General features: G+C 48.3%; 10 protein-coding genes. 3 read left to right on the top strand and 7 right to left on the bottom strand.

Translation table 11 applies throughout. The features are described 5' to 3' along the window. Positions 1-492 precede the first annotated feature (492 nt). The 5 genes from E5331_RS00130 to E5331_RS00110 form a co-directional block, all read right to left on the bottom strand. A complete protein-coding gene (locus E5331_RS00130) occupies positions 493-1,074 on the bottom strand; it encodes a 4'-phosphopantetheinyl transferase family protein (protein ID WP_135984269.1) in 582 nt (193 codons plus the stop codon). Beyond that, positions 1,059-2,810, bottom strand: a complete 1,752-nt coding sequence (locus E5331_RS00125; RefSeq protein WP_135984267.1) for an MATE family efflux transporter — start codon at positions 2,808-2,810, stop codon at positions 1,059-1,061. Before E5331_RS00125 ends, E5331_RS00130 begins: the two co-directional genes overlap by 16 nt. Next, entirely contained in the window at positions 2,807-10,048 is a 7,242-nt protein-coding gene (locus E5331_RS00120) for a non-ribosomal peptide synthetase (protein WP_135984265.1), read from the bottom strand. Before E5331_RS00120 ends, E5331_RS00125 begins: the two co-directional genes overlap by 4 nt. A 149-nt stretch (positions 10,049-10,197) precedes the next feature. Further along, on the bottom strand, positions 10,198-10,497 hold the full coding sequence (locus E5331_RS00115; RefSeq protein ID WP_123482644.1) for an STAS domain-containing protein: 300 nt from the start codon (positions 10,495-10,497) through the stop codon (positions 10,198-10,200). A 27-nt stretch (positions 10,498-10,524) separates the two neighbouring features. After that, positions 10,525-12,432 (bottom strand): ATP-binding SpoIIE family protein phosphatase, encoded by a 1,908-nt coding sequence (locus E5331_RS00110; protein WP_123482643.1) that lies wholly within the window; start codon positions 12,430-12,432, stop codon positions 10,525-10,527. Between the two features lie 854 nt (positions 12,433-13,286). On the opposite strand from E5331_RS00110, the gene E5331_RS00105 reads away from it, so the two are divergent. From E5331_RS00105 to E5331_RS00095, 3 genes are all read left to right on the top strand, one after another. Further along, positions 13,287-14,309, top strand: coding sequence for a Fic family protein (locus E5331_RS00105; protein WP_275441013.1), 1,023 nt, complete (start codon positions 13,287-13,289; stop codon positions 14,307-14,309). 477 nt (positions 14,310-14,786) lie between these two features. Beyond that, on the top strand, positions 14,787-16,088 hold the full coding sequence (locus E5331_RS00100; protein ID WP_123482640.1) for an AAA family ATPase: 1,302 nt from the start codon (positions 14,787-14,789) through the stop codon (positions 16,086-16,088). 1 nt (position 16,089) lies between these two features. Next, entirely contained in the window at positions 16,090-16,701 is a 612-nt protein-coding gene (locus tag E5331_RS00095) for an RloB family protein (RefSeq protein ID WP_123482639.1), read from the top strand. A gap of 138 nt (positions 16,702-16,839) precedes the next feature. Here the strand turns inward: E5331_RS00095 and E5331_RS00090 are convergent, their stop codons facing one another. After that, a complete protein-coding gene (locus tag E5331_RS00090; protein ID WP_123482638.1) occupies positions 16,840-17,655 on the bottom strand; it encodes an RsiV family protein in 816 nt (271 codons plus the stop codon). A 41-nt stretch (positions 17,656-17,696) separates the two neighbouring features. Beyond that, positions 17,697-18,989: a TPM domain-containing protein gene (locus tag E5331_RS00085; protein WP_123482637.1), complete on the bottom strand. Its 1,293-nt coding sequence runs from the start codon at positions 18,987-18,989 to the stop codon at positions 17,697-17,699. Positions 18,990-19,023: the final 34 nt, after the last annotated feature.

Here is a 19,023-nt window from a genome sequence, read left to right as displayed (position 1 = left end):
ATGATTTGATTGATATTGATAGTATATTCTAAAATATTACTCATCAAAAAGATTGAGACCTTCTCTTTGATGCGAGATTTCAGAAGTTCATAAAACTCAACGTTATTCCGAGTTGACATACTTTTCAAATTTAAGTGCAAATTTATATAAAATCTACGAGATTTTACACCAGCAGAATAAATAAAAAATTTTCTTTAGAGGAAAGATACAATTTATCTTTGTATTATTGAGTATGACGAGTCAATTATTTTATAGGGTATTCAATTACGCATTCCAGTTTTTGAAGTAAGAATTAAAACCTATGGAGTGTACCCACGGATCATAAATTCGCACATTTTAGATGCTCTTTTCTAAAAATAGACCATTATATTTTGAATCAAAAAATCAAACGTATTACAACTTTAAATATCTGTTTTTTTTTATGATTTATGTATCTATAAAGTAATCCAAACTGCCCCTTACCTGCTAATAGAAAGACTACTGAATAAAAGATTATAGGATTATATTTTTTAAGCGAGGGACGGGGTAATTGCCGGAGACGCTCCATGCGTAGGTCTTCGTGATGCCGGTTTTGGTGTATATCGGTTTGCAGGGGTTTGCAGATGGGGTATGTGTGTTTGCAGATAGTTCAGAAGGGATAGTCATTGAAGGCCAGAGACGGGGATCGTCGGGGATTACACCGTGACGTTTTACGTTTGACTCCTTTATAGTCCAAAGCCGGGTCAACTCTTTGCGGGGATCAGATGCGGCGAGTATGCGCTCCCTATCTTCATCACTGAACGCCACTTCAAGGAGCATCCCCACATCATCATCAGTCACAATATCCTCTATGTCGCAACCTACAGGATGCGAAGATATCGCCCCCATTACCGCACTCCTACAATGCGACACCGAGAAATGGATATCCGGACGTGAAGGAAACCACGGTTTCCCGTTGGAATCCTTCACTATCTCAGGCATAACCTCCAGACAACACTCCTCACGCAACAACCGGGCAAGTGCCCTATAGGCCTCCACACTCAACTGCTGCGGAGTCAGACCCGCAGGCACCTCCACAATCAATGCCGTTTCCATTCCAACTGAAGAATGTTCTGATGAAACAGATACTCATACTTCACATCATCACAGATGTTCTGCACAATAGTAAGACCATACCCCCCATCCGGCTTACACGTCATCGGATTGAAAGGCACACCCTCATCATTGAGCACATACCGGATACTATCCGGTTCGAGAGAGATACGCACATCGATCGCCGACTTCCTGCGCTTCGAAAGACCATGCTGAATCACGTTCTTCACAGACTCCTCCATAGCCAACACAACACGGTTGCGAATCTCATCACCAACACCCTGTCGCTTCAGCCACTCATCAGTCTCCTTTAGACCCTCCTGCATACTGCCGAAATCCGGCTTCACCGTAGTGTCGAAAATACGGTCGGGATTCGCACGCGGTATCAGAACGAATGGCGCACTGTCATCATGACGGCGTGATAAAGTACAGAAATACACGATGACCGCCACAAGAAGCTGACCCAACGCAAAACCCCACCACGGATTTATCCCACACCCATGAGCTGACAATGTGGTCAATGCCCAGAAGCACACCAGTGGCATGAGAGGCTGACCGAAAGAGATTACCAACGCAAGTTTTCGATGGGAATAAAGCTGATAGACGGGAATCAGGAGATACACTACAGCCTGAAGTATGACGTTGAACGCAAACGCAGGCAACGCACTATGCATCATATCCATCGAATCAGGGTCAGTAATGTCGAACAGACTTATTATCCAACCCGGAAACAGAATCATGATCAACGCGAAGAGCGTAAGACTGAATGCCAGGAAGCCATACGCCTTACCAAGCACAAGCGACACGCCACCGTTGTCGCCCGACCCTTTGAGGATAGCCGCCACAGGCTGAAACGATTCAAGGGTACCCGTCAGTATAATCATCGAGAACCTCAGCAGATACATGCAAACCGACAGGGCAACAATACCCGCCGTGCCCATCAGATTTATCGCCACAAGGTTATTACCCAGCATCTGCACCGCCACCAGCACCGTGGCAATTCCGAACGGTAGCCCCATAGTGGCAATAGACTTTATCAGAGCACCCTGACGCGGCAATGTATAGCGCAACGTCCCCTCCTTCCGGAAATGGAGAAGCAGCACAGTGATTGCCGCAACATAGCTGACCACAGTCGCGATACCCGCACCGGTGACACCCATCTTCAGCGGCACGATGAAAACATAGTCAAGCGACAGGTTGACAACCGTACACGTGGTCAGTGCGGCGGTAACTCTCTTAGGTTCACCATCAAGAGTGACAAACATCTGTACCACAACCATTAGCATATAGATTGCTGCCGACGGCAATACTATCTGAAGATAATCTCCGGTGTAGCCCATAAGAGCTGTATCCGGGCAGAGGGTGGATATGAGGGGATGGAAAAACACCATCCCCAAAGATCCGATTATCAATCCGATTACCACAGCACTCGTAGCCACCATTGAGAAGATGCCCGACGCCTCATCCCTGCGATGATTCCCTATCGCCATGCCGGCAAGCATCGAGCCGCCGACCCCGATAAGGATACAGATGGCAAACATCGTCTGCGTGACAGGCGTGGTGATATTGATGGCACTCATGGCGTTCTCACCTATGAAATGACTCAACATCAGACCATCTATCAGGTTGCCCACCTGCGAGGCGGCAGCCGTGAGCACCGATGCAAGAAGGAAACTGCGGAACGCTTTCCCCACAAGATACGAACTGCGACGTGATGCCGTATTGTTTACAGCTGTCATAACGCAAAGAAATTTAGTGACTCAATCGCCTTCAGGAATTGTTTCACATAATCGTGGGAGGTATAGTTCCAACGGAAACCGAGGCGATAGAGCACCTGATTCGTATAGCTTGCGTCATAACGGATGAACGTGGAATGAGACGACGCCTCCGACTCGTATGCCATGAGTGGCTGCAGTGCCTCCACCTTGTCAATATCGCCCATAGCCTCCGAACGCACGCGGATAAACTCGTCGCTCTCCACCGGCTTAACCTTGATACCGATCTCCGACAGCAGATGAAGTACGTCGCCAAGTGGCAGACGATGGTTGTTGCACGGCTGGAACACCCTCATCTCCTTCGGAGTGGCGGCAAGCGCAAGTATCGCACGGCACACCTCATCTATCGGCGAGAACTCACACGGCGCATCAAGCACGGCATAGGGTGCACACCCAAGCACGGCGTAAGCACGCAACTTGCCCATGAAGGCGTTGCTACGGAAGTTGATCTGGAACTCGCCGTCACTGCTTCGTGCCGACAGGTTGCCCACGCGCATTATCTTCGCATTAAGTCCACGGTCGCGTGCGTTGGTGAGCACAAGCCGCTCTGCCTCATATTTTGAGCTTACATACTGATTGGCAAGGCTCTGCCCGAAGTCGAGTTTATGCTCATCAAGAAGTATCGACGGGTCGGGATAGCCGTTAAGACTCTCCCCTGCCACGCTGACTGTGGATACGTGCACCAGACGCGCACCCGATGCAAGGCAATATTCAATCAGATTCCTCACGCTCTCCACATTGACCATCTCAATATCATTGCACGCCGAGAAATGCTTCACATTTGCGGCACAGTTAATCACCGTGTCGATGTCGGCGGGCAACTCATCTGCCGGTATCGGTTTGGTCACGTCAAGCTCAATGACACTCAGACGACCCGATTCAAAACACTCCTCAAATGTACGGTTAAAATAGTAGAAGAGAAGTGTGCGGAGTCGTGTCTCCGCCGAGATACCCTTCTTACGCCGTATGGCGCAAATCACTTTGACCGTCGGGTCTTTCAGCAGTTCGCAAAGCATGTGGATACCCATGAAACCTGTCGCTCCGGTCAGCAGCACATTGTGCATCCTCTGACGCTCGCCATTGCGCAACGCATCAAGGGTGTTGGTGTCAAGCACCGACGCAAACTCAGAGACACTTCCGCTCTCTGCCACCTGTGCCTTCCCCTCGTCTGACTTCCTGCCGAGGATATGGCGGCTAAGCTCACGCGGGGTACGGAACTCAAACACGTTCTTATACGTGATCTGATGCCCGGCACCCGCCAAAGCTGCAACCACCTTTATCGCACTGATCGACGTGCCACCTATGCTGAAGAAATCATCATTCGCACCGATACGCTCGGAATTGAGAATCTTGGCGAAGGTAGCGGCTATGTCGGCTTCAAGTCCCTCTTCCGGCTCTACATATTCGGTCAGAGGTGCCACCTCCGGGTCGGGAAGAGCCTTACGGTTGATCTTGCCGTTGGGGGTCAATGGCATCTTCTCAATCTCGGTATAGGCATCCGGCACCATATACTCGGTCAGATATGATGCGAGATGAGCACGCAGAGCCTCCTTGTCGATTGAATCGCTGCTGCGCGTGTAGTATAGGCAGAGATGCTGTATCTTGTTCATCTCCCTGACAGCCGCAGCCACCTGCTTGATACCCTCGAAACGTGATGCGACAGCCTCAATCTCGCCAAGCTCGATACGGAGTCCGCGAAGTTTCACCTGATGGTCGATACGCCCGGCTATAACCACGTCCCCCTCCGGAGTCATTCCGGCAAGGTCGCCGGTGCGGTAGCCGCGTTCTCCATGAAAATCTATGTATGCCTCGGCTGTCTTTTCGGGAAGATTATTGTAGCCTAAGCCCAAACCTCGCCCGAAGATATACAATTCACCTTGCGCACCGACGGGGAGTTCAGAGCCCCATGCGTCGACGATACGCTGGCGGAAATTGACGAACGGCGGACCGGCAACCACCGGAGAATCGGGTCGCAGACTCGCCTGATTGCTGCCGACAGTGGTCTCTGTCGGACCATATTCATTCACCGCCATACCCTCGAATCCGGCGGCAAACAGCTTGTTGATCAATGCCGAGCCAAAGCCCTCACCTCCGATATTGAGATGCTTGCATTGCGATATTGCCTGACGGAACTCCGGCAATTCGAGCATTGCATCAAGGCGGCTTGGTGTGACGTCGGCTGAGTCAACATGATTTTCAAGCATCAGTTTGGAGAGAAGCACCACATCCTTGCACTCCTCCTCGTTGGCAAGCACAAGTGCATGACCGCTCGTGAGCGACACGCCCAAATTATTGAGCGACGCATCAAACGATATGGTCACAATCAGCATCTCTGTCTTGACTTCCGGACGGTTGCGGTAGAAGAGTTCGCGATAGCCGTAGACGTAGTTACAGATGGCTCGCTGCGGAATCATGACACCCTTAGGACGACCCGTCGAACCGGAAGTATAGATCATATATGCCACCGACTCACCCTCCGGATATATGCCGGGGCGTGTGGTGTCGGTCTCCTTCAGAAGCTCCTCTATGTCGATCGCCTTGCCGGGATATGAATCAACCTTGTCGGCAGTGGTGATTATGTAGCGTGCGTCGCTATCCTCCGTGATGAGACGTATGCGGTCAACCGGATATTCCGGATCACAGGGTATATAGGCTGAACCCGTCTTCATCGCGCCGTAGATGCTGCTGATGAGATATGAGCGGCGCGGCAGAAGGATCACGATCCTGTCGCCCGGCTTCACACCACGCTTAATCAGTGCATTCGCTATGCGGTTGCACTCATCATCAAACTCGCGGTAGGTCATACGCTTGTCGCAGGCTATGACAGCCGGAGCATCGGGAGTCTCGTCGCAACGGTTCTCCATCTCGCGGTGGAACGTAGTATATGGCACGTCGCAATGCATACCGTCGCGCACCTGTGAAAGCACTCTCGCCTGCTCATCGTTGACCATCTTGCCGTCAGCAACGGTGGCGGCTTCCGGCAGACTCAGCGTGAGAGTACGCATCATCGTAGCCAACAACTCCATGTCGTTATGAGCATAAAGCGACTTGTCGTATTCCACCACTATCTCATATTCCCCGGCATTAGGCTCGAATATCAGCACCGTCAGAGGCACCTTGGCGGTGTCAAGACTCAACAGCAGTTTCTCCGACGGGAGTGCCCCCTCTGTGACACTTGATATGCCACCCTCAAACACGTACATGATTTCGGGACGAACACCCTTGCTGCTCACAAGTTCGGTGAAGGGATAGAAGTCGTAATCCTGTGATGTGAGGAACTGCTCCTGCACACCCTTGGCAAACTCGGCGGGCGTCATATCCGGCTTCTTGCAACGCGACACAACAGGGAGAGTCTTGACAAACATACCCGTATCGTTGAGCAGGCGCATATCGGCACGCCCGTTATTGACCGTCACGATCTGCACCGACTCTTCACGGATAAGGCGGTGAAGCAACTGTAGGAATGAACTAAGAAGGAAGTTGCTTGGCGTCAGACCGTTGGCGGAACAGAAACGTTTTATCTCCGTAGAGTCCATAAGTAGCCTGATACGCCCCATCGCTCCCGATATGCTTGATTCGGGAGTGCGGCTGTGGGGATATGACGTCGGTTCGGAATCGCCGATCAATGAGTCAAACCATTCGCGGGCCTTGTCTGCATCGTCGCCTGCCATCAGCTCACGCTCGTCAAGCGCACGATCAAGTGCCGTGTAGCTCTCCGGAGTGAGTTTCTCACCGGAATATGCACGCACAAGGTCATTGCTGAACACCATCGCCGACACGCCGTCGAAGATGATATGGTGTACGTCGAGAAGCATATACACCTCTTTGCCGTATGTGAATATCTCGCATCGTATCAGCGGCTGGCTGAGAAGGTCGAAAGGCACTATCTTCTGCTGGAAGAATTGTGAGTCGGGGCGTTTATCAAGTTCCGTTATGGCAATCTCCGGCATCTCGTCGCAACGCATCTGCATCACGTCGCCATTACGCACGGTGAGCCTTGTCAGCAGTCCGGGATGCGCCTTCAATACCGAAATTACGGACTCACGCAGACGCAGGGGGTCGGTGCCGTCGGCAAAACGGAATGCCTGAGGAATATTATATTGCAGGGCGCGGCGGTTCATCTCCCAATCAATGTAGACGCCGCGCTGATTCTCTGTAAGCGGATAGTAACGTCGCAGCTGACGAGGGGACTCGGCAGCCGGAGTGCTGACCGCATCGGCATTGCCGACAGCGGAAGCGATACCACTTATCGTGGGGTCAGACATTATGGTCTTTGCAGTGATTTTCACCCCTCTCTCCTTCATGATTGCAGCCACAAGGCGCATCGCCATAAGCGAGGTCAGACCTACGGAGAGCAGGTTGGTGGTTACGCCGAAATCGGTATGACCCAACACATCGGCAGCGAGTCGGAACAATGCAGTCTCACTCTCACCCTCCGGTTTCACTATCTCGGTAGCGGCAACCTCCGGCACAGGCAACGCCCGGCGGTCGATCTTACCGTTGGGGGTCAACGGCATCTCCTTCAATGGCATTATGACGGAGGGCACCATAAACTCGGTGAGCGATTCCGACATAAATGCGCGCAATGCCTCGGCATCCAGCGCGGCACCATCCTTCGTGGTGTAGTAACCCACAAGGTTCTGTGCGCCGCCAATCTCCTTCACCACAGCACAGAAAGCCTTGACAGCCTCATGTCTGGTGGCAACAGCCTCGATCTCGCCAAGCTCGATGCGGAGTCCACGCAGTTTGACCATGCCATCCATACGACCGATGAACTCTATCTCACCATCGGCAGTGTAGCGACCCTGATCCCCTGTGCGGTATGCCTTCACGCCATCAATCGTGATGAATTTCTCAGCGGTAAGGTCCGGACGGTTAAGATAGCCCACACCTACCCCGTCGCCCATGATTACGATCTCACCGGTAAGTCCGGCGGGGAGCGGATTTAGGTCGCGGTCAAGTATGCGCACCTCATAACCCGGTATCGGACGCCCTATGATTCTTCCGTCGGTCGGGGCTGTCACCTCAAAGGCAGTGGCAAACACCGAGCACTCCGTCGGACCGTAGGCATTACAGAAGCGGTAAGGGAGCGGATTCAACGGAGGAAGTTTCTCGCCGCCACCCGACAGGATGCGCAACGTGGTGAAGTCAAATAGCGTGGCCATCTGCCATGCTATCTGAGTGGTCATGAACATAACGGTGATACCCTGAGTCTCGATATAGTCGTGCATAGCCGTGAGGTCCATACGCAGCTCCACGCTGAAGATATGCACCGTCGCGCCGCTGATGAGCGTAGGATAAAGGTCCATTATATGGGCATCGAAGCCAAAGGCGGCATACGCGCCGGTGCGATCGGTGGCGCAAAGTCCGGTCATCTCTATGTATGCCCCACAGAAATTCACGATATTATGCTGCGTAAGCTCAACTCCTTTAGGTTTACCGGTCGAGCCGGAAGTATAGAGTATCACCATCGGCAACTCCGACTCCGACATATCAACCTTTGCCGCATCCTTCGGAAGACCGGCAAGCGACGACGCTTCAAACACCCGTCCGCTATATGCCGGAAGTTTCTCCGCCACAATCCCGGTGTCGGCAAGGATCAGGTCAAGACCGGCATCCTCCACCATAAATTCAAGTCGTTCCTGCGGGAAGTGCGGGTCAAGCGGCATATATGCAGCCCCCGCCTTCATTATGGCAAGCGGATACACCGCCATCAGTTCCGACCTCTCGATCATAACACCCACACGGTCGCCACGGCGTATGCCAAAGCGGTCAATGAGTTCAGCTGCAAGTGCATCGGTGATTGAATCGAGTTCGCGATACGTAAGACTTCTGCCATCATACACCACCGCCACGTTATCCGGATTGCGCCGCGCACTTTCTGCAAAGAGTGAGGGTATTGTCGCGCTCTTGTCGGATATGATCCCCTCGCCGCCATACCAAAAGCGTTCGAGTTTCCTCATCTCAGCCTCATCTGTTGATGACAATGTGCCCGTCAGAGTATCCCCGCTGCTACGCATCATCGAGCGCAGTAGTTCGGAATAAGCCGATGCGAATGCCTGCATGAAGTGGGATGAATATAAGTCGGCACGATAATCGCCGGTAAGCACCAGCCGTCCGTTTATGATGTTGAGATTGAGGGTTATCTTCGCACCCGTCGCAGTGAATTTCAACGGCACCTGCTCCGGCTCATACCCTGCTATCTCCGCCAGACGGTTGTATTCACCCTGATAGGCGAATATCAGGTCGGAGTTGATGCCAAAATCCTGAGCGGCTTCCGCAAATGAATAGAGTGAATGTTTACGCACTATGCCCAAATTTCTCTTCACCTGCTCCAAGAGGGATGCCACTGTTGTCTCTTTCGTAATGATTGCCCTGACGGGGAGGGAACGCACCATCATGGCGAAGGTATGGTCATAACGGCTGTTGTCGCGACCATGATATATTGTGGCAAACGTCACGTCATCACGACGATACAGACGGCTTATAAGGAGGGAGAATACGGCTGTCGCGGGCACGCTGCGCGGCATACCCATGCGTTTCGCGTATGCCTCATAGTCGGCAGCATCAATTCCCATGTCATGGTGCAACTGTGCATATTCTCCGGTAGCCGGAGTGTTGACATCCGGGATCAGATCCGTCTCAGTCTCCGCCCCTTTCAGCAGTTCGGTCCATGCATCGCGGTCAAGCTCATAGTCAGCCGATTTGCGACGTGCCGCCTCCTCCTCGCCAAGATCGAAGATCGACGTCTCCTCCGGCTGCAACTCCTCGCCATTTAGGGCACGCGCAATATCACGGAGGAAGATGTTGCGTGAAACGCCGTCATAGATAGTATGGTGAAAGTCCATGAAGAGGTAGATTCCGCGGTCGGTATCAAATATCTTGATGCGGCTCAATGCACCCCCTTCAAGATTAAACGGAAGGATAAGCGCATCAAGGCTATTCATCAATTGCTCATGGCTCACCCTCTCTACCTCCACACTGACGGGAGCACCATGTCGCCATACGGGGTTGCTGTCATCGTCAAGGGAGATTACTGCTGATATTGCCGGGTGTGCGGCGATGACCTTCCCTATAGCATCCGCGAGAGCCTGCGGGTCAGTCACTCCGCGAAGTAGCATAAGCCTCGGATTATGATAGGGATTTGACGCCTCATTCTGTAGGCTGTCAATATATATACCTAATTGAGATTGAGTTAACATGTCTGTTGTTAGTTAGGGGAATTATGGTTTAAAGTTTATGGTTTATGGTTTATGATCATTAAATTTTGTATAATGAAAAGATTCATAGATTTCCGTGAATCTTAAACCTTAAACTATAAACCTCTGAAGTGCAGCTTGCGAAACTTCAGTTACTTAAACAGTGATGAGATACCCGTCATGTCAAGGACAGTGCGTATCTGTTCCTTCACGCCTGTGAGTCTTACCGTGTGCCCGGCACCCTTTGCAGCCTTCAGCACGATTATCAGCGACCGTAATCCGGCACTACTGATATATTCCAGTTCGCTGCAGTCGATGACTATATCCTTGACGTTTGCGGGAGTGAGATATTGAGCCACTTGATTATCAAAATCAGGGGATGTGGCAGTGTCAAGACGACCTGCCAATGCTATTGTGAGGAGATCGGGAGTGTTTGTTACATTTATATTCATATTTAGTTTTTTATTATTCAGTTTTTATTATTCGGTTTTTATATTTAGAGTTAATATGTTGGTTCCATTCTCATATCTGTATTTCACGTCGTAAGAGAGATTGAATACCAGATGCAGACCAAGACCACCGGGATTACGGTCGTCGAGATCCGAACTTAAATCCGGTGTCGGGGCATCGGAGAGCGGGTCAAAGCGTTCACCGGTGTTCTCTATAGTAACCTTCACGGATGATTTCTCCGGAAGGATGCTGATTATGATCTTATCTGTCGCATTTTGAGGATGGGAGTGCATTATGACATTTGCAAACAATTCCTCTATCACCAAATTCACGCGCATCTCGGCGGCTTCGCTCCAACCGTTGCGCATCTTGGCATCACTGACCACATTCACGATCCTCTCCAGTTCATGCTTATCATATCCAAGCTGCAACCGGATCTCCTCCTCATTAGCGGGAAGACTGATGCTCAGCGCGGTCATGTCATCACTAAGCCTGTTTCCGGAGAAACCCTCAACCCTATCTGCCAATCTCTCCACAAGCTGCTGCGGATAGGCTCCCTCCGCTGCATATTCAATTGCAATTTTCAGGAACTCCTGTTCACCGAATTGCACGCTATCCTCATTTTCAGCCTCAACGAAACCATCCGTATAAAGCAACAGGTTATCACCTGGAGAGAGAGTCAGTTCCGTTTCAGAGTAGACGGTATCCTCCATCAGTCCCAACGGTAGGGATGGGGTCAGTTTGATGTACTCCCCGTCAACACCTTCGGAAGTGGTTCGCAACATTATCGGTGGATTATGACCTGCATTTGCCAAAGTCACACATCGTTTCTCCTCATCAATTAGCCCTACAATAGCCGTCACAAACATGTAGCGGGTATTCCCCTCACTCAGTATCCGGTTAATGCAGTTGCAAATCTCCTTTGGACCCAGATTCTGACTCACGGCAAAGCGGAAAAGGTATTTCGTGGCAGCCATCACGAGCGAAGCCGGCACCCCCTTCCCACTCACATCGTCTATGATGAAATAAGTAAGGCGTGGGGATACCTTATAGAAGTCAAACATATCTCCGCTCACCTCACGTGCCGATTTCAATATCGCCCCCTTCTGAATGGCGCAATCATTCATCTTCTTCACCTGCGACATACTCGGAAGCATCGACTGCTGGAGTGCACTTGCTATCTCCAGTTCACTCTTTATCCGTCCGCTCTCGGCAGCCTCAGCAGCACGTTGCTCGATAAGCTCACTGAGTGACGATTTCATACGCTCCATTGCATCGCGAAGACATTTCACGTCGCTATATATGACCTTTTCAGGAAGTGGTGCATCAAAATTTCCGGCACCAATCTCGTCAGCCGCGACAGCAAGACGTTTCAGCGGACGCATACCGACGTTGACCACTATGACTATCCCCACCATCATAAGGATAAAACCGACCGAAATCAGAATTAGAATCGGTTTCTTCAGATGCACGAAAGAGCCGGTCACGGAAGAATACGGGGTCAGTGTGTAGATCTGTAGCTTAGTATGCGGTATAGCGGATCTGTTGAGGATATAGTCTTTACCATTCAGATTAATCTTGCTGTCATCCTCAAATATTTCCTTATTATTTATGGCAGAACGCAAGGCGCGCTGCAACCTCTCATCTCCGGCATAATCCATCTCCTGGAAGGGCTGATCCCCATCAAAAATAAACGAACGGCTATCAGGATAAATATGCAGTCCGACAAGCTGGTCAAGCACAGTCTTCATCGGCACGTCAGCCTCAAGCTGAGTCTTGACAGAATTAAGCGTCTCATGTTGAATAGTGCGCGTGATACGGGTTGCCTTCTCCGACTCATGCCGTGCCGCAGCCCGATCAATAACCAATGACAATACCAATAAAATCATGGCACATACACATGCCACATATCCACATATAGCTGACGATAGCTTCATCCTCCAGACGTTTTTTTAATTTATCGTTTATGGTTTACGGTTGACCGTTTATCGTTGACCGTTTAAAGCATGCGATACTTCATCATGATAGCAAAAGTAATAATTATTCCGTAAACGACAAAGTGATTCGCCCGTATCGGTGTGTATCTGAGTGTATCCATGTGTATATGGGCGTATCTGTATGTATATCAAAGCATATCTATATCTACTTATACCTATTTGTATCGCCTGTATCGGTTGTATCGGAGTGATACAAGCGATACAACCGATACAAGCGATACAGGAGAATCACCGGAACATATCAGTATCAAAATAACATACCCATCAAATACTCCATACCTAACTTTGCAATACGCTTCAGTGCGCTTCGCGCAAAATAACAAATAACAAGCGACAGGTAACATGGAGTCGGAAACAGATGACAAAGAAAGAAGTCTTCATTCTTATAAGAAGGAATGAATAGAGGCGTCATGTATAAAAGTAACCTTTCATACGTTAAGTAACCAACATAATATCAAGAAGACATATCCTATATCAACTGCAATCTCATTGATATCAAGCCAATAATCTCCTTGATATAAAAACGCACTTCCTCTTAATATCAACCCACTCATAAGATGCCAGAACTGAAAAGACAATTCTGCAATCAAAAATATGACCCAACTTATTTCAAGACAAAACATTTTGTTGTATATTTGCATTCTTCTGACAAAGACTAACTCCGCAATATCGCAATGTAAAAAAATGTTAAAAGAACCTATATTGGTTCCTTATATGAACCAATATAGGTTCTTTTAACAATAATTAAGAATCAAATGACAATTGATCAAACATATCAAAAATGGCAATCGCTTATGCCTTTAGATGAATCTGACAGGCATAGACTCAGTATGCGATTTACGGTTGACTTCAATTATAATAGCAACCATATTGAAGGCAACACCCTAACATACGGACAAACAGAACTTCTGCTAATTTTTGGGAAAGTGATGGGAGAAGGGGAATTGAAAGACTATAACGACATGAAAGCAAGTGATGTCGGACTTAAACTGATGGAGGTTGAATCCTTGACTAAGGATATGCCATTAACACAAAATTTCATTCGCCAGCTCCATAAAACTCTTCTACGGGAAGACTATAAGGTCTATAGGAAACTTCCTGGTGGTGAGTACACATCGTATATAGTGCACGCAGGTCAATACAAAACACGACCAAATAGCGTCATAACCCGCACAGGAGAACGCTTTGAGTATGCTTCACCGGAGGAAACGCCTGCACTTATGACTGATTTGATAGATTGGTATAATGAAGAAGAATCTAAAGGTGAGATTAACGCCGTAGATTTGGCTGCATTATTCCATTATCGTTATATCAGGATACACCCCTTTGAAGATGGAAACGGACGTATTGCCAGACTTTTGGTCAACTTCATTCTTGCTCGCCATAATTATCCAATGATAGTGGTAAGGAGCCGAAAGAAGTATGAATATCTTGATGCATTGAGTATGTCGGACAAAATAGTCGGAATCCTGCCATCTAAAGGTGCTAAAGCAACTCTTGATGAAATAAGACATTTCAGACGATATTTCACCAATTTAGTAAATGAGGAGATGCAAGCTGATATTGAATTTATCACCGACAAGAGAGAGAATGTGTGGTGGTATGACGGAGAAAAGATTGAATTTTTGACGTCAAGTGCCCCAATAATTCTAAAATCACTTATGTTGGATCCGGCAATTTCAAACAAATCATTGGCAGAGAATGCCGATATCAGCATAAGATCTGTAAACAAACAAATAAAAAGCCTATTGGAGAAAAAATATATTGAGAAGACAACAGATGGCTACAGAGTGTTCATAACTCCATCCGTACCATAATTGCAGCTCGCAAGTTCCCAATTTTCAAGTTTTATCCCTGAAAAAGTGGCTGATACTCCTATTGATTGAGCCATATCAATTCGAGTGATTCATCTGGTTCGAACGACCCAAGTGATTCGCCTGTATCGCCTGTATCGCCTGTATCGGTTGTATCGCAACCGATACAACCGATACAACCGAATCACCCTGATACACTCAAGTCTATCATCTGACAGAGATATCGTATCACGGAAATCAGTTGACCATCACCCGACCCGTAACCAATAAGTCACCCCTCAAATCGCCAACACTCTTCAAGGGAAGTCACATTGATATTATAATCTGCCATATTAAAGTCGCTTAAATTTAAGTTTTAAATCCATATTTCGTAATAAAACTACAAAATATACCACTAAAATTTCATTATATCATCTTTTATTTCTATTTTTGCATTGAAGTTATGACAACTTCATTACAAATCAGATAGAATCGACAATTATGATAGCAGAATTCAGCATCGAAAATTTTTTCTCTATTAAATCTGCTCAAAAAATCAGTTTTGAACCGTCATCAGACACTTTTATGTCTGATGAATATTCGTATGAAGTTAAAGAAGGGGTCAGATTACTGAAAATCGGGATCATTTATGGGGCTAATGCATCCGGTAAAACAAATATCTTAAACGCCTTTAATTTCTTCAGGATGTTGGTTCTAAGAATGCCCAAAGACCGAAATGAGACAACGCAAGTCGTTCCATTCATGTTGGATGACTCGTCAAGAAATGAAAAGACAAGAATGTCGATGGTATTCTATATCAATAAGACCAAATATATCCTTAGTTTTGAACTGGATGCAAAGTATATCCATTCAGAGACCTTGATTGTATATGATTCCATTCGTCCCACCAAACTGTATAGCCGCACCTATGATGCCTCGACTGATTCCTCAGTCATAGAATTTGGCACAAATCTTAAAATGGCCAAGAAGAGTCAAGGAATCATCTCAGGCAATACCATCAATAATTGTAGCGTGCTTGCAGCGTTTGGCAAGAGCAACGTGGAAAGAACAAGACTTAATGAGGTGTATGATTACTTTGCCAAACAAGTGAAAGATGTATTGGCTCCCGGTATGTTGCTGTCAGGATACATCAAATCTCAATTGGATAAAGATGAGAACGGAGATTTGAAAAATTTCATCCTTAATTTTCTGAAGGCATCAGATTTCAATATTGAAGATGTTGCACTCAATGAAGAGGAAGAATTAATCACCCCGGAATTGGAACAATTGATTCAAAATGCCCCTATCGGTGATGAGGCAAAGGCGGATATGCTCAGGAAAGGGAAAATCACCAATACAGAATTGACATTCAAGCATAAAGTCGGCGACAGACTATATGAACTGTCGGAGGAATATGAATCAAATGGCACAATGCGGTTCATGGGATTGGCAGTTATTCTAAATTTCCTCTTAAAGACCAATCGTTTCGTACCGATTGACGAAGTGGAAACAAGCATCCACTACGAACTGTTGGCTTATTTTCTGAAAGTGTTCCTTGCAAACAGCGATGGCACCTCCCAGATGCTTCTGACGACCCACGATATCAATCTTCTTAACGAAGATTTCATCCGTCGCGACATAATATGGTTTACCGACAAAGACGAACTTGGAGAAACCCGTATAGTCCGGCTCTCCAACTTAGGCCTGCACAAGAACCTCTCCCCCTACAACGCATACAAGCAAGGGAAATTAGTAAAACTTCCGTTCCTTGGCAGCCAATACCTCACCCTAAACAACCAATGACATGGGACGGACAGTAACAAAAAGTATAGCCATCATCGGTGAAGGAGAAACTGAATGGTTCTATTTCGACTCTTTAAGAATAGCATGCCGCTATCCATTCAAAGTTGCGCCTGATTTTCCACAGCATAGCGACATCAATCATATTCTGAAGCTGGTAGAATCCTACCTGAACAAGCAATATGATTATGTCGTATGCCTGTTTGATATGGATAGATTGTTTCAATACCCTTCTGAAATGCAGTTGTACCAACGGGCAAAGAAAAAGTACAACACAAAGAAATATTCAGGAAGAGTAATATTCATAGAAACAAATCCATGCACAGAATTTTGGTTCCTGCTCCACTTCTTACCAAATGTAGTTTGCCGACGATATGAGAGCTATGAGCAACTACTGCCCGAACTACAGAAGTATATGCCAGGGTATGAAAAAACGAAACGGTATTTCATACGCACCAATCTCTACAAATACCTCACAGAGAATGGTGATTTAGAAAGAGCCACGACAAATTCCGAAAAGCTATGCCAGCTCTGCCAAGCCTCCCCTGAGGATTTAAAAGCATACTCCGAGATTCATAAAGTAATACAGCTACTGAATACATTAGTCTCAAAATAGCCAATCTTTTATCGTATTCATTTTATGTATAACCCCAAGGATTATTGAAAAAAAATAGTAAGACACCGCTTAATTTCGGCAATAAATCAAGTTTATTGCCGAAATTAAGCGGTAATGTTATGTAGCTATAGGGGGATGTCAGTCGGGGAGGATGCCGAAGTAACGGGTGGCGGCGGCGGGGGTGAGAAGGGAGTCAAGTTCGTAGCTCTTGAACTCGATCGTGATCTCGCCGGCTGCGTAGGGGGTTATCTCGTATAGTCCGTAGATGAAGTTGATGCCGTCGGTGGTGAGTTCGAAGTTGTTGGGTATCGACACACTATCAACGGACTCAAGCAACGGCACTTTGTTTTCTGAAATACGGTTGCGGATGAGTTTCGTCAATTTCTGCTCGTAGCCGGGCTGCATGAGGTCTGCCACTGAGAGTATCTTACCATCCTCTATTCCGTAGTTGATGTAGGTGGTGGAATAGAATCCATGTGCGGCACGGCACATGTAGGTGTAGTAAAAGTTTTTCCATACCACCAGTTCCGGAGTGGTGAGTGCCACGCTGATTTGGTTGACAGACTGGCTGCATGCCTTGGCGGAATCGGGTGAGACGGTTGTGGCTGTCAGATCATCGTCAAGCAATGGTGCAGCCTTGTCTTTCCCGGGCATCTCCATCTTGGCAAGACGCATCAATGAATCGCGCAATGTAGTGACATCTTTATCGCCTACCTTCAATGGGAGGATGCCACTGCCGGAGAACCGCCAGTATTTTCCACCCTCCACGTCAAGGGCATCGCTATCAGGGTATGCCGCTATCACGTCGTATTTATAACTTTCAAGTTCCACTAATGATGCACCGCAAGCATCCGCCTCAGCAGATTTATCCTTTGCATTATTGTTGCATGAAGCCACTGACATCAGAAGCAGCATAGTGCCCACCCCTGACAGAACCTCTCTTTTCTTTTTCATAATAAATTTTATTTGTTCATTTTGTTGCACCCTTGATTAGTTTACCAACCTCCGCTGGCACCACCTCCACCGGTGGAACCGCCTCCGAAACCACCGCCAAAGCCGCCTCCACCGAAGCCACCGCCTCCACCTCTGCGTCCGGATCCGAGTATGGCTCCGGCTGCCAATGCAGCTGCCGAACCATCATCCTTCTTGGGGATGGTGTAGCGTTTATTCTCACGATAATGACAGAACTGACACTCATATATCCGTTCGCCTACACCCGTCTGACGCGTGGTGGCGGGCACTATCGTATGGTCACGCACAAGACACATGGCAATGGTATGGCATTTCGGACATTCCGTATATTTCAACTGTTTGGCACGGAACGGGTAACGCTCCACTACCCCACACTCCGGACATACCCATACGTCATAGTCAACCGTCTTTATCTTCTCCTCGAAATCCTGCGACGGGTTAAGCAATTCGTTATCCTCCTCCTCACTCAACTTACGCATCTTTGCACCGCATGACGGGCATTTCATCGGTTTGTTGCGTGCATTTCGGTATTGCCATTCCGCAAGCAAGGCAGGCACCAGACCCAGACCAAGCGAACATACGGCTATTATCCAGTAGGCAGTGCGATGCCCATACCATATCATAGCCTTGCGGTAGCGATCCTTACCACGCGCACGCACAACGTCGTAGCAGAAGAGTCCGAACGCCACGAGGAAGAACCCGAATGCAAGCCATCCAATAAACGATAGGATCGTGTCGCCGGAGATAGACTCCTGCTGACCGCCACCTTCCCATGCCTCCTTCTGATCGCTCTTCAGTTCGGCGGCTGCAACGGGGTCAGACAGCACCTGCGCCACGTCATGTGCCGATGCTTCCACCGCCGCGTCAAGATCGTCACGCTTCATGTTTGCCACTATCGAACGGTCGATTATCTTCTTTGCAGATATGTCGGGAAGCACACCCTCCACACCGTAGCCCGTGGTGATACGTGCACGTCGCTGTTCGGGGGCTATCAGTATCAGCACACCGTTATCCTTATCCGACTTGCCGATACCCCAGCGGGCAAACAGCCGTTCGGAGAAATCCTCTATCGGCATGTCGCCAATTGACGGCACAACCGCCACCACTACCTCTGCACCCGTGGCGCGGCGCAACGAATACAGCTCATCATTCACCTTTGCCTTCACGGATGAGCTTACCAGATTGCCGGGGTCAGCGACGTAGACCCTGCGGTCAGCGATGTTGGGATTCACAATCTCATCCGGTGTATAGTCCTTGGCAAGAGCCGCCATACACCCGACAAGCAACATCAATAATATTCCAAGTCTATTTTTCATTTTTTGTCATTTTGTCAATTTGTCAGAAAGGAGA

This window comes from Lepagella muris, from assembly GCF_004793975.1.
Lineage (GTDB): Bacteria > Bacteroidota > Bacteroidia > Bacteroidales > Muribaculaceae > Lepagella > Lepagella muris.
This window is presented reverse-complemented; position numbering and strand designations above follow the sequence as displayed.

Bases quoted from the DNA above. Each gene is read 5' to 3' on its own strand.
- E5331_RS00105 (WP_275441013.1), top strand. From the start codon at position 13,287: ATGCCTTTAGATGAATCTGACAGGCATAGACTCAGTATGCGATTTACG.
- E5331_RS00110 (WP_123482643.1), bottom strand. From the start codon at position 12,432: ATGAAGCTATCGTCAGCTATATGTGGATATGTGGCATGTGTATGTGCC.
- E5331_RS00120 (WP_135984265.1), bottom strand. From the start codon at position 10,048: ATGTTAACTCAATCTCAATTAGGTATATATATTGACAGCCTACAGAAT.
- E5331_RS00130 (WP_135984269.1), bottom strand. From the start codon at position 1,074: ATGGAAACGGCATTGATTGTGGAGGTGCCTGCGGGTCTGACTCCGCAG.
- E5331_RS00100 (WP_123482640.1), top strand. From the start codon at position 14,787: ATGATAGCAGAATTCAGCATCGAAAATTTTTTCTCTATTAAATCTGCT.
- E5331_RS00115 (WP_123482644.1), bottom strand. From the start codon at position 10,497: ATGAATATAAATGTAACAAACACTCCCGATCTCCTCACAATAGCATTG.
- E5331_RS00125 (WP_135984267.1), bottom strand. From the start codon at position 2,810: ATGACAGCTGTAAACAATACGGCATCACGTCGCAGTTCGTATCTTGTG.
- E5331_RS00085 (WP_123482637.1), bottom strand. From the start codon at position 18,989: ATGAAAAATAGACTTGGAATATTATTGATGTTGCTTGTCGGGTGTATG.
- E5331_RS00095 (WP_123482639.1), top strand. From the start codon at position 16,090: ATGGGACGGACAGTAACAAAAAGTATAGCCATCATCGGTGAAGGAGAA.
- E5331_RS00090 (WP_123482638.1), bottom strand. From the start codon at position 17,655: ATGAAAAAGAAAAGAGAGGTTCTGTCAGGGGTGGGCACTATGCTGCTT.